A 13,171-nucleotide genomic window follows, 5' to 3' on the forward strand; every position below is an offset into this window, starting at 1 on the left:
AAGAAAGCGTATCAATTTAGGTGGGCGTTGAAAAAACGACCATTATCTTTCCGCTTAAACTTATAACGTGAGGGTTGTCTAAAGATGAAAAGACAGAAACGAGATCGTTTAGCTAGAGCATTATCGAAAGGTTATCAAGCAGGTATTCAAGGACGTTCAAAAGAGCTATGCCCCTATTTTGCGATAGATGCACGTTCACACTGGCTGGGTGGTTGGCGACAGGCAATGGAGGATCGCCCAGGTCTGGTAAAATAAAATAACCCATCGTAATAATTTATGAGTAAACAATTTAGATCGAATGCTCATTGTGTTATTACGTTTTTACTGACAATCAGAATAGGGTTATTTATCGCTATTCCTATGTGGTGAGTTTTACATAGGACAATTTAATAACATAATGAATTGGAATAAAAAGGCTTACATCTGTAAGCCTTTTTACTTTAAATAGTGCTTATTTTTTAGTTTACGATATATCGTTTTTTCTAAGCTAAATCTATTGTGTGAATAGTATTGCGATACCAAAATTAATGGGATCATATAATCAATCAATCTTGTTAGAAATACACCAATAAAGGGTAAAGTGAAGATGAAAAATATTCCACAATAAAATAAAAATCAGCAAATATTCTGGAGTTTATCAATATTTCCTTTCGTAATAACCTTAATAGCAGGTATTCAAAATGCATTTGATACTATTAATAGCAGTAACCAAGTAATAGCAGTAATCAAACTGAAAACGCTGAAGAAATATTAAGAATATTATTTTTATCTGATTTATTTTTTATCTTACTTGCTACTTATTTTCTCACCAAAAATTAAACACTATTTTTAGTTTTTAAGAATGAGTAATCAGCATAATGCACATGAATAAGGTTAGTCAAAATTTGATGTATTTTATATGAAGAATATAACCAATGAACAAAGAGAGATAAGATAAAAAATACCGTGTATTTATCTTACACGGTATCTTATTTTCTATAATAATTTCAATTTATTATAGATTCTAGAATGCAGAGGTATCTTTAAATAAGCCGACTTTTAAGTCTTTTGCTTCATAAATCAGTTTACCATCTACAAAAACTTCACCGTCAGCAATACCCATAATCAGTTTACGATTAATAACGCGTTTGAAGTTAATTTTGTATGTTACTTTTTTTGCTGTTGGTAATATTTGTCCAGTGAATTTAACTTCACCTACGCCAAGTGCACGGCCTTTGCCTTCACCACCAAGCCATCCTAAATAGAAGCCAACTAACTGCCACATGGCATCAAGCCCTAAACAGCCTGGCATCACAGGATCATTAACAAAATGGCAATCAAAGAACCATAAATCAGGCTTGATATCGAATTCAGCTTCGATAAAGCCTTTATCATGGGTGCCGCCATCTTCAGTCATTTTAATGATGCGATCCATCATTAACATATTACCAGAAGGCAGTGGCGGTCCATCCTGACCAAATAATTCGCCACGGCCTGAAGCAATGAGGTCTTCTTTAGAATAAGATTCGCGTTTATCAACCATTGTTTACATAGCCTTTATCAAGTGTAAGAACACAGAATAGCGTACACTTGTACGCTGAACAACTCCGATCACTTGAAACAGAATTATCTTAATATGCGAAGAAACCAAGGTAATCTAGGTCTATCCTGATTATTTGCTTGTGTTATTCGGTCATGAATAATAGCTAACAAGTGTTCATCAGGTTGTGCTTCTTCTTCACACTGTCCTTCGTAATATGGCTGACGGGTTAACAAGGTGATCGCTTCAGCAACATGGGTAACAGGCCAAATATGAAATTTATCTTCTTTAATTGCCTGTACAACATTTTCGTTTAACACTAAATGTCGGATGTTTGCTAAAGGAATAATGACCCCTTGTGAACCTGTGAGTCCTCTCTCTTGGCAGATATCAAAAAATCCTTCAATTTTTTGGTTAACACCACCAATAGGTTGTACTTGACCAAATTGATCCACTGCACCTGTTACCGCAATTTGTTGGTCAATCGCTTGCTGTGCAAGTGTACTGATTAATGCACATAGTTCAGCTAATGAAGCGCTATCGCCATCAACCTCACCATATGATTGCTCAAATACAACAGAAGCGCTGAATGGTTGTGGCTGGTCTAAGCGTAGTTCTGAGTTAAGATAGGCTTGCATTATCATCATACCTTTAGCATGGATATTGCCACCTAACTCAGCTTTTCGTTCTACATCAGTAAATTCGCCATCACCAATATGGGCAACACAGGTAATTCGAGCAGGTTCACCAATTAAATCCGGGTAACCAGGATAATCTAATACAGAGAGTCCATTGATTTGGCCAATGATTTCACCGTCAGTTTGGATCATGATTTGACCTTGTAAAATCTCATCACGGCTACGTTCTAATAGATAACTATGACGCCATAAGCGATTTTCTTCGGCTTTTTTTAATGCATCTGCATTGAGATAGGCATCATGATTAAAACGTAATGCATTACGAAGTTGTCGTAAGATCCATTCTAGATCAAATGTTAAAATCAGCTGATCTTCATGGCGTCGAGCAGCTTGTGTTAATAATACTTCCCAAGCTTCAGGCGCTAAAGAAGGTAAGCGATATTTTTGGCATAGTGCATTAACGAAACCACACCATTGAGAAAGTGCGGCTTCATTTTCTAAATACATATCTTGTTCGAATTCACCATAGAGAGCAGATCCACTTAATTCTGGCTCCATAAACTCGAACTCTTCAAGACTTAGACGATCACCAACAAGGATAACGCGTAAATTGAGTGGCATACTTTCTATAGGCAGTGGTAATGATTGGTTTTCATTCCAAATCAACCATTCAAAGCGTTGCTCTTCTACCATTTTTTTTAGTCGAAACCACATAAGTGGTTGCGCTAATAGTGTTTTTATCGAGAGTATTAAAATACCGCCATTAACCTGATGTAATAGACCAGGATTTACGCTCACCCTCTCTTTATGGCAATAGAATGAACCAAAAAGCTGTTCTGGCTCAATCCAACTACAACTAGCAACGGGTACTGATGATGAAAAAGCGCCTTGCACATTCTCTTGCCAATAAATTTTGTTGGATTCTACTTGATAGGCGCCCACAACAGGATAAGTTTGAATTTCTGATTGTAGCAATGTGTCGCAGAGCGTATCAAAATACACAGCAGAATCTTCTGCTTTTAACAGCATAAATTGGCCTGAATCGGCATTATTTAGCCATTGTAAGCTTTCATACAGGCGAGGCTGAACCTCACGAAGTACAGATGCGGGCAATTGAGATGCTGTTTGGAAAAAAGTCTGATAGGAGGCGTAATCAGGGCGTAACGCCTGCCATTCTAATTCGTTGTTTTTCAAGGTTACCGTTTTTTATTATTGGTTAGTGAAAAGAGTCATTATTATGATATCTAACAAAAGATATCTATCCTGCAAGTAAGCTGTCATTAAAGGCATTGCCAGGGAATATTTTGCTATTACCAAACAAAATTGCCTTATCGACATATTGCTTAGATTTTATAATAGCGACGCTCGATTCTATCACAACGTGCTCAGAAAACTATCCTTAATCAAAGCTTGTGACAGATTGATAAAAAAGCGTATCTGAAGCAAATTAGTTTATAAAACAACCGAAAAATTTCGGTTCAGTGGCAGTATTTTTGTAAAATTGTTGATATGCTTATATATAGTTACGTTGTCACTGGAATTTGTATGAAATATCAACAATTAGAGAACCTAGAATGTGGCTGGAAGTGGGCTTACTTGGTAAAAAAACACCATGAAGGTGAATTAATTACCTGCCATATAGAGAAAAGTGCAGCTCAGGATGCTGTAGAACAGCTTCTGCTTATTGAATCTCAACCAATAAAAGTATTGGAATGGATTAATTTGCATATGAATCCTGAATTATCAAACCGCATGAAACAAACGATTCGAGCACGAAGAAAACGTTATTTTAATGCAGAGCATCAGCATACTCGTAAGAAATCTATCGACCTGACCTTTAAAGTTTGGCAGCGACTTTCAGCATTATCTCAGCGACGAGGGATCACCTTATCAGAAACAATAGTTCAGTTAATTGAGGATGCTGAACGAAAAGAGCAATACGCATTAAAAGTTCATAGCTTAAAAGATGGGCTAATTGAATTATTAGGAAAAGATAAAACAGAAAAATAATAAATCAACTTAGCGCGGTGTTGAATAACTTTTAGCAAAAGAGACTAATAATTTTGTCTACTTGTTGTTATTTACTGTCGTTTCCTATTGCCAAAATATTTGTCCATGTTGTTCCTATACTATTCTCTGCCTTGTAATTTTCAATCTGTTATATGTGTGCTTTATATATGTATTTTATACAAATTAATCATAAAAAAAACCCTGCCAATTTGACAGGGTTTTTGAATTCTCAGCAGTAGATAAATCTACTATCAGAATTAGTTACCAGGTTGAACAACAACTTCAGTTGTACCTTGGATTTCGATTTCTACACGACGGTCTGGCGCTAAGCAGTCGATCAGTTTTGCACGAACTTTAACGTTGTCACAGGTATTACCTGTAACTGGGTTTTCTTTACCACGACCTTCTGCAGAGATGCTGTTTGCAGGGATACCTTTAGATACCAGGTAATCTACTACAGATTGAGCACGTTTTTCTGACAGAGGCAGGTTGTAGTTTTGAGAACCGATACGGTCAGTGTAACCGATAACAACTACACGACCTTGAGTTGGGTCGATGTTAGCCAGTTCGCTGTACAGACCATTCAGAGCTTCTTGACCTTCAGCTTTCAGTGAAGATTTGTTGAAGTTAAACAGAACGTCTGAACGCAGAGTAAAGGTTTTGTTTTCTACAACTGGAGCTGGAGCTACAACTGGTGCTGGAGCTACAACTGGAGCTGGAGTTTCTTGGTTGAAACGGTAAGAAACACCAACACTCAGCATGCCATTGTCTGGGCGAGTATTCAGTGTGTCTTTATCACCGATGTTGTTGATCCATTGGTATTCGATACGAGTAGCGATGTTTGGAGTGATCGCATATTCAGTACCTAAAGCAACTAATGGAGAAACACCAGTGTCGTTTTCAGAGAAACGTTTTTGGTTCAGTGAAGTAGCGCCAACTGTTGCAGTTGAATCTGCACGCCATACCATACCACCTAAACGAGTATAGACGTCTAAGTCTTCCATTACTGGATAGCTTAATTTAGTTGTTAACTGGATACCTTGTGCTTTGAAAGCACCGTTATCGTATGAACCTTTATAAGTCATACGACCTAACCAGTCATAACCCAGTTCAAAACCTAAGTATTGGTTGTATTGATAACCAGCAAATGCACCGGCACCTAATTGATCACGGTGAGTATTACCGTTACCAATAGAAGTATCACCGAAATGATTACTTGTACTTTGGTATTGTGACCAACCTAATTTACCACCAGTATACCAGGTGTTGTCTTTTGGAGCTGCTTGCGCTGCAGTTGCGAAAGCTGCCACTGCCACTGCTAATGCGATAGCTGTCTTTTTCATTTTACGCCTCGTTATCATCCAAGTTAGGCATTTGGCTTTAAGCCTTATTATTTGCCCTTGGTTAAATTATTGTTAGGAATTCTATGCTTTCATCAAATGATGATCCCAAAAATTGGGATTTAAAGCATAACCTTAACGATATAAAGTCTACAATGAACTTAAAAAGTTACAAGTATCCCTTTAATATTCGACTTAAAATTTTAAAAAAATCCGTCGATTGCTACAATAGGGAACATTCTGTGTTTTTGTTAAATTTATTGTAACTTCATGATTTAGGTTATAAATCCTTATTCCTTATCTTAAATGATATCTAGGCATTTTGAGTATTAGGAAAACTCTTAAATTTCACTAATGGTAGTGTAATGAATGAATTTTTACGGAATTCAAATGTCGTTTAAAAGTATTTGTACTTTCTATTTGGATATTATTCTTATTTTGCTGACGCATAATAAGACCCAAACTTTTGCCTTGGCTGGCAGCAGATTCTAAAGCTTTCATTTCATCTGACGATATTTCTGGTAACCACGCTAAAACAACACTGTAATTTCCGCTCATCAATGCTTTCTTCATTAAATCTACAGTTGTGATGGCATGAACATGATTCAGTTGTATGATTTTGTTTAAAGGCAAACCTGCTTGTTGTAGCCAATGACGGTTTAGTTTTTGTTGTGGATTAACCCAAAGTAACCAACGTGATTCATGGCTATACTGCTTAAGCAGTGGTAATAAAATATGGTTGATAACCAGTGGGTTTTGATAAAGTAATTCGCTTACCATGCCATGCTTATCATTTGGTACAGAAGCTATAGCACTAGATGCTATAGATAGAGGCAATACCTCATTTGAGATCTCTTGGAGAATGGTATGTTGTCTTGTCGGAGATGATGTTGAGATTTTCATATTTACCTCATTCATTATGTACTGTATGAATATACAGTATATCTAAATTTCGCTTAAATCAAGAGCAATTTTTTGAAAGTTGATCTCAATTTTTATCTAAATCCATAATTTGGGGAGGATAGCTATTGGCAGAAAAAGAGAAATTATTTATTGTTTTATATATCCAAGTAGTATTCATGTTTTTGAATTCAAAGATAAAAAATGTAATGCCAATTATGGAGTTTTAATGCTGTTTTTATCTGAGCAAAGGAAGGCTCGTGTGTTATCGCGTATTGCGAAATATGGAGCGTTAACCACTAAATCGCAATTTGGTGGTTCTAGTTTGATGGTTGATGAAATTATATTAGCTATAAATTCAGATGGTGAATTTTACCTAAAAGGAAGTGGATTTTTAGAGACGCTATATAAAGCAACTAAAATGAATGCTTATGTCTATTTAAAAAAAGGAGGGCCAATAACGTTACGTTACTACCGTATCACCGATGTGATATGGAAAGATCAAAAAAAATTAGAACAGTATATTGATTTATCATATCACTATAGTGTTCAGGAATATTTAGGGCAGCGAAAACAGCCTAGTAGAATAAAAGATCTTCCTAATCTTGGGGTTATGTTAGAGAAAAAGTTAAATCAAATTGGAATTAATAAAGTAGAAGAATTACGACATCTAGGTGCTAAAGCGAGTTATTTAAAATTAATACAGTTGTATAACTATAAAAATAGTGAGTTATTGCTTTCTTTAGCTGGGGCAATTGTTGGGTGCCATCGTTCAGTATTACCTGATCAATTAAAAATGGAATTACTGAATTGGCATGATGAATTATCATTTTTATGATGATGAAATTTAATAGCCGTACTATTCGATAACCGTGTTGAGTAAATATTAAATGTTATTTTCTCTAATGTTCTTGTGGGAATTAGAGAAAATAACTATCTATTTTTAAGGTTTAACTTTGCACCGTTTCATTGTGTTCTTTTTTACCTAATTCACTTGACTCAATGAATTGGATACAACTGACTATTTGTGGAAGTAAATCAAGTAATAGTCGAATTTGAGTGAGAACTAATTGAGCACGGCTATCCTCTGTATTAGAAAGTGCATTCACGCGCTCGAGTAGTTGATGATGAGTTTGTTTAAAAGCATCGTCTTGATATTCTTTTCTGCGTAGCGCGCTATCAATATAGCAAACTGTATCGTTTAACAATGTCAGCACTGCTTCGTCTGTTATTTTATTGCGATGAACACCTAACGCTGAAATGTAACTTAATAAAGTATGGTTTAAACAAAGTAACTGAAAAGCCTCTTCTTGAGAGGTCTGATAACTTTTCGGTTCCGATGCCATATTAGAAATTAATGATGCCAGTTCGCCATCACTGCTGTGTGCATTACGGCGAGCAATACGATAATTCACGCTATTGTCTTTACCTTGATAATATTGAATAAGAATAGCATCAAGATAGTAACAATTATGTGTCATAGTTTTATTAATGACTAAAGGGAGTTGACGAAATTTCCAATCAGGCCAAATATAACTCACTGCAAACCATGCAATAGCACAACCTATTACAGTATCAACTATACGAGGTAAGGCAACATCATAGCCTTCACCTAATAAATTAAAGCTTAATAACACTAATAAGGTAATAAAAAGTGTGGCATGGGCATATTGTATTGTTCGAAAAGCAAAGAAGAGAGTGCCTGTTACCACAATCAACACAAGTTGCCCTTCGATAGAAGGTACAAAATAAAGGATTGGAAAGCCGATTAAAATACCAATAATAGTGCCACTTACACGCAGAGTGAGTCGTCGGCGTGTCGCATTATAGTTAGGTTGACAGACAAAAAGACTGGTTAATAAAATCCAATATCCTCGATCTAAATTAAAAAATTGAATAATGGCATAACCAATACATAAAACGAGAGACATCCTTACGGCATGTCTAAATAATGCTGATTTAGGGGTAAGATGCCCTTTTATTCGTAATGCAATATCTCTCCACCCGGTTAAGCCTTCATCAGATAACTGTGTCTCTTCTTTTTGGTCATGAGATATTTGATATTGTTCTGTGCTGATGCTTCGTAATAATGCATCAATCCCTTGGAGATTTTGCAGTAAATTATATAAAGGTCCAATTAAGTTTGGTTCTGTGGTGGTCTTTTTTAATAGATTAAGAGAGTTTTCTAAATAATTAATCGCACGTTCAAAGTGTGGGTTATGCTGATATTTCTTATGCCATAGAATAGATTGAGCGACTTGTTCACAAGCTCTAGCCTGCATAGAAAGTAGACGCTGAAAGCGGAATAGCACATCACTATGACGTAATTCATTGCTTAATAGCTGATATTGAATATGAGATGAACTCGCTCTTTCATGAATATCCTGAGCAACAAAGTAATAATGAAGAGTAAAACGACTACTACGTTGACCACGGTCACCTTTTAAACGACTTAATAGTGTCAATTTTGTTTGGCTCATCGCCTCAATTAACTGATTATTAGCCATAGCTAGCGTGTAAAGTGACTGCTTATAATCTTCTTCTATATCAGGATCAAACAAAGTTGCTTTTGCTTCAAGATAAGCTGAAAGCTGTTGGTAATAGCGCGTTAAACTATCTTGAACAGGGCGAATAGGAAATAAAAGATGGCCAATTAACGTTAATACGTTATACCAAATAGCACCCAAAAGTAATAAAGCAGGTTGTTCATACCAAATAGGGAATATAGGCATCCCAAGCATAGTATAAATTGCAATTAACAGTGCACCAAAAGCAATAGTGGCATAACGTTGGCCTAATGCACCTAATAGAATAAAACCCCAAGTAGAAAGTGCGAGACCAAAAAAGAATAAAATAGGGTAAGGATAGAGTATACCTATTGATGCGGAAGCGATAAAAAAGCAGCAAAGGGTAATAACTAAATTTTTTAATCGACCAACAAGTCTATCATCTAAGTCGGTTAATGCCGCTGCAACCACACCTAAAGTCAGTGGTATTGTATATTTAGGTTCTTGTCCTAAAATCCAAGGAAATAAAGTCGTTCCCGTAAGCGCGATTATTATGCGAATATAATATAAAAAATGGCTATTATAGATAAATCGGCGTGCGCCATTTAGCAGATTGAACACAAAAAGCCCTTAAATAAACAAGATGAAGATAATTACCTCTTAGAATATAGGGTTTATCACCGATTAAAAAGGGCTTAACTACAGACTATTTGTTATTTATTGCAGGAATTACGGTATGGAACTGAAATCCACCCCAATGGGACAGCGTTTAGCACAACATCCTTATAATAGAGTTAAATTGTTAAATGCAGGTATTGAAGTTAGTGGTGAAAAACATCAGTACCTAATCCCTTTTAATGAACTTATCGATATTTATTGTAAACGAGGAATAGTTTGGGGAGAGTTAGAATTTTTACTCCCAAATGATAAAGTTGTTCGATTACATGGAACGGACTGGGAAGAAACCCAACAATTTTATCGTTATCTTCTGCAAATATGGCAAAAATGGAGTCAAGAAATGAGCGAAATAAGTGCTCAGGTTCTTGAAAAACAAATTCGTTTTATTAATGATGTCATCAATTTAAATCAATGGATAAAACGTTCTCGTCTTAAAGATATTCAACAAGCCATTCAAGAAAGTTTTTCTGCTATTCCTTTACCCCTTGAGCGCCTCATTCAATTTGATAATTGCCGAGAACTTTATCAACGTTGCTTACAGTGGTTGCAACAAGGTGACACGTTAATAGACGAAGAAAATAGCTGTTGGACAACACGTATGCTAAATCAGTATGCCGAGTTTTTTAATACTATTGAATCTTCGCCTTTAAATGAATCGCAGTGTAGAGCTGTTATTAATGGCGAAAATAATACTCTTGTATTAGCGGGGGCAGGTAGTGGGAAAACATCTGTATTAGTCGCAAGAGTAGGGTGGTTGCTTCGCCGTGAGCTAGCACAACCTGATCAAATTCTTTTATTAGCATTTGGGCGTAAAGCAGCTGAAGAGATAAATGAACGTATTTCTGAACGCTTGAATGTCGATATTACTGCAAAAACATTTCATGCACTCGCTTTATCTATTATTCAACAATCTACTAAAAAGCAACCTAAAATAAGTAGCTTAGAAACAGATAATAAAAAACGCTGTACATTATTATTAGAAGAGTGGCGTAATCAATGTCAGCAGAAAAAAGCACAGGCAAAAGGTTGGCGAGAGTGGCTTTCTCAAGAGCTCGCATGGAATATTCCAGAAGGTGAATTTTGGCACGATAAAAAATTAGAAAATCAAGTGGCTGTTAGATTAGAGCGATGGATCAGTTTATTAAGAATGCAAGGTGGTAGCCAAAAAGAGATTATTGAAAGTGTTCAACCTGAATTTATAGATACCTTTAAAAAACATCTAAAATTACTAGCACCATTATTAAAAGCTTGGAAAGCAGCATTAAAAGAAGAAGGCGCAATAGATTTTTCTGGCTTATTACATCAGGCAATTAATTTTATCGAAAAAGGCCGTTTTATTAATCCTTGGAAACATATTTTAGTTGATGAATTTCAAGATATTTCGCCATTAAGGGCCAGATTACTTATGGCATTAAAACAGCAAAATAAACAAACTGCTTTATTTGTGGTTGGTGATGATTGGCAAGCAATTTATCGTTTTAGTGGCGCTGAACTCTTATTAACAACAGCTTTTCATCGCCAATTTGGTGAGGGTGCTGAATATGCACTAGATACGACCTACCGTTTTAATGACACTATAGGTCAGGTTGCTAATGAATTTATTCAACAAAATCCGATTCAATTATCAAAACCATTAAATAGTCTAGTAAAAGGTAATAAAAAATCGGTGGTATTGCTGCCAGATGATCAACTAGAAAACTTACTTAATAAAATGAGCGGTTATGTTACCGAAGATGAAACAATATTATTGCTCGCACGCTATTACTATTTGCAACCTGAATTATTGAAAAAAGCACAAACACGTTGGCCTAAATTGAATCTACAATTTATGACTTTTCATGCATCAAAAGGTCAGCAGGCTGACTATGTAATTATATTAGGGTTACAAGACGGAAAGGATGGATTTCCTGCACCTGCAAGAGAATCTATTATTGAAGTTGCTTTATTACCTAAAGTTGAAGATTATCCTAATGCAGAAGAACGACGTTTAATGTATGTCGCACTGACAAGAGCTAAAAAACAAGTATGGCTATTATTTAATAAACAACAGCCATCTTGTTTTGTTGTAGAACTTAAAGCTCAAGGTGTTCCTATACAGAAGAAACCTTAAAACTATTTTAAACGTTCTTTTAAGTAACCTTCGTAGTCAGGAATTTTAATTTTTGATTCTTGTGCAAATAAAGGGGAAGAAATTAAAAAGTTTGCTGTTGAACGATTGGTTGCAACAGGAATATTCCAGACTGTCGCTAAGCGCAAGAGCGCTTTAACATCCGGATCATGTGGAACTGCATTAAGTGGATCCCAAAAGAAAATCAAAATATCTATTTTCTTTTCAGCAATCATGGCACCAATTTGCTGGTCGCCGCCCATTGGGCCACTTAGCATTTGAGTTACTGTTAATCCAGTATGTTGACTAACTAGATTTCCAGTTGTCCCTGTCGCAAATAACTGGTGGATCGCAAGTTGTTCTCGGTTATTTTGAACCCATTCAAGTAACGAACTTTTACAGTGATCATGTGCAACAAGCGCGATATTTTTTTCTATAGGGAGCGTGCGGTCAATTTGTTCCATTTGATACCTTTAAAATAAATACAGTTATTATTCCAATTGTAAAAATACCTTTTTTTTATTCTACAAGCTATGAACTCATCAAGATACTATGATGTATCATAATATTTTCGATCTTCTGCTTAATTTACGGAGTATATAAATGGTTGATTCCGACATCTATGACATTTTAAGAAGTGTCAAAACGATAGCATTAGTTGGAGCCAGTGCTAAAGAAGAGCGTCCAAGTTATAAAGTCATGAAATTCTTATTAGAACAGGGCTATGAGGTTATTCCTGTTAATCCCGCAATGGTAGGGCAAACTTTACTTGGACAACAATGTTATGCATCGTTGGGCGATATCCCAGTTGCAGTGGATATGGTTGATGTATTTCGTCAGTCATCTGTTGCATTAGAAATTGCAAAAGAGGCGATAGAAATTAAGGCTAAAGTATTGTGGTTACAAATTGGTGTGATTAATGAAGAAGCCAAAATATTGGCAGAAAAAGCAGGTTTACGAGTGGTAATGGATCGTTGTCCTAAGCAAGAGATTGAAGCACATGGCTTGCCTTGGTAACTTATCAAGCAAAATAAAATCGCCGAAACCAGTTCGGCGATAATCGATTATTACTGATGTTACTTAAGTTGTATGCTGCTAGTTTCTTAATCTTGGTGCCTGTAATTGACTTCGAATTGACTGTGATAATTCATCTAGTGAATCATTGTCTAAATGTTCGTCCGATAATTCATAGGTAATTTGTGCTTCAGCAAGATAAGTATGAACGGGTTGTCCTTCATCATCTTCCATCACAACATGGTACCAAGGGGCGGCTCGCAAGGTTACATTAGATGCAATATCATCCTCATTGGGTTGATCAAGGGAATACTCAGCATCTACATCGACAACAACACCTAAATAACCAAGTAATTTGTGTCTAACCTGCTGGCCTATTCCAAATTTGCTGGCGGTCATCATATTATCACCTCCACAGAGCCTTACTTTATTAACTGTATATGTGAGGGCATAAAGTG

General features: G+C 35.9%; 12 protein-coding genes. 5 read left to right on the forward strand and 7 right to left on the reverse strand.

Annotated elements, in window-relative coordinates:
• Nucleotides 1-84 precede the first annotated feature (84 nt).
• Entirely contained in the window at nucleotides 85-255 is a 171-nt protein-coding gene (gene rmf, locus PH4a_RS13225) for a ribosome modulation factor (protein ID WP_064719533.1), read from the forward strand.
• Between the two features lie 748 nt (nucleotides 256-1,003).
• Here rmf and fabA read toward each other — a convergent pair.
• On the reverse strand, nucleotides 1,004-1,522 hold the full coding sequence (gene fabA / locus PH4a_RS13230) for a bifunctional 3-hydroxydecanoyl-ACP dehydratase/trans-2-decenoyl-ACP isomerase (RefSeq protein ID WP_064719534.1): 519 nt from the start codon (nucleotides 1,520-1,522) through the stop codon (nucleotides 1,004-1,006).
• Between the two features lie 83 nt (nucleotides 1,523-1,605).
• Nucleotides 1,606-3,351: an AAA family ATPase gene (locus tag PH4a_RS13235; RefSeq protein WP_129040347.1), complete on the reverse strand. Its 1,746-nt coding sequence runs from the start codon at nucleotides 3,349-3,351 to the stop codon at nucleotides 1,606-1,608.
• Between the two features lie 351 nt (nucleotides 3,352-3,702).
• Here PH4a_RS13235 and matP point away from each other — a divergent pair, with 351 nt between their 5' ends.
• Complete coding sequence (gene matP, locus PH4a_RS13240; RefSeq protein WP_064719536.1) at nucleotides 3,703-4,167, forward strand: macrodomain Ter protein MatP; 465 nt, start codon at nucleotides 3,703-3,705, stop codon at nucleotides 4,165-4,167.
• A 257-nt stretch (nucleotides 4,168-4,424) separates the two neighbouring features.
• Here the strand turns inward: matP and ompA are convergent, their stop codons facing one another.
• Both ompA and sulA read right to left on the reverse strand, forming a co-directional pair.
• The gene (ompA, locus tag PH4a_RS13245; RefSeq protein ID WP_129040349.1) at nucleotides 4,425-5,510 is read right to left on the reverse strand and encodes a porin OmpA; all 1,086 of its coding nucleotides are present in this window, start codon (nucleotides 5,508-5,510) and stop codon (nucleotides 4,425-4,427) included.
• Between the two features lie 348 nt (nucleotides 5,511-5,858).
• On the reverse strand, nucleotides 5,859-6,410 hold the full coding sequence (sulA, locus tag PH4a_RS13250) for an SOS-induced cell division inhibitor SulA (RefSeq protein WP_064719538.1): 552 nt from the start codon (nucleotides 6,408-6,410) through the stop codon (nucleotides 5,859-5,861).
• Between the two features lie 226 nt (nucleotides 6,411-6,636).
• Between sulA and PH4a_RS13255 the strand changes: the two genes are divergently transcribed.
• A complete protein-coding gene (locus PH4a_RS13255; RefSeq protein WP_129040351.1) occupies nucleotides 6,637-7,245 on the forward strand; it encodes a TfoX/Sxy family DNA transformation protein in 609 nt (202 codons plus the stop codon).
• Nucleotides 7,246-7,357: 112 nt separating this feature from the next.
• On the opposite strand, the gene yccS is transcribed toward PH4a_RS13255, so the two are convergent.
• Nucleotides 7,358-9,535, reverse strand: a complete 2,178-nt coding sequence (yccS, locus tag PH4a_RS13260; protein ID WP_129040354.1) for a YccS family putative transporter — start codon at nucleotides 9,533-9,535, stop codon at nucleotides 7,358-7,360.
• Nucleotides 9,536-9,650: 115 nt separating this feature from the next.
• On the opposite strand from yccS, the gene helD reads away from it, so the two are divergent.
• Nucleotides 9,651-11,702 carry a DNA helicase IV gene (gene helD, locus PH4a_RS13265; protein WP_129040356.1) on the forward strand — a complete coding sequence of 684 codons (2,052 nt, stop codon included), beginning with the start codon at nucleotides 9,651-9,653 and terminating at the stop codon, nucleotides 11,700-11,702.
• A gap of 2 nt (nucleotides 11,703-11,704) precedes the next feature.
• Here helD and PH4a_RS13270 read toward each other — a convergent pair whose 3' ends face one another.
• A complete protein-coding gene (locus PH4a_RS13270; RefSeq protein ID WP_064719542.1) occupies nucleotides 11,705-12,163 on the reverse strand; it encodes a methylglyoxal synthase in 459 nt (152 codons plus the stop codon).
• A gap of 139 nt (nucleotides 12,164-12,302) precedes the next feature.
• Here PH4a_RS13270 and PH4a_RS13275 point away from each other — a divergent pair, with 139 nt between their 5' ends.
• Nucleotides 12,303-12,716 (forward strand): CoA-binding protein, encoded by a 414-nt coding sequence (locus PH4a_RS13275; protein WP_129040358.1) that lies wholly within the window; start codon nucleotides 12,303-12,305, stop codon nucleotides 12,714-12,716.
• Between the two features lie 78 nt (nucleotides 12,717-12,794).
• Here the strand turns inward: PH4a_RS13275 and hspQ are convergent, their stop codons facing one another.
• Nucleotides 12,795-13,115: a heat shock protein HspQ gene (gene hspQ, locus PH4a_RS13280; RefSeq protein WP_208730471.1), complete on the reverse strand. Its 321-nt coding sequence runs from the start codon at nucleotides 13,113-13,115 to the stop codon at nucleotides 12,795-12,797.
• Between the last annotated feature and the right edge of the window lie 56 nt (nucleotides 13,116-13,171).

Source organism: Proteus hauseri, assembly GCF_004116975.1.
Taxonomy (GTDB): Bacteria; Pseudomonadota; Gammaproteobacteria; order Enterobacterales; family Enterobacteriaceae; genus Proteus; species Proteus hauseri.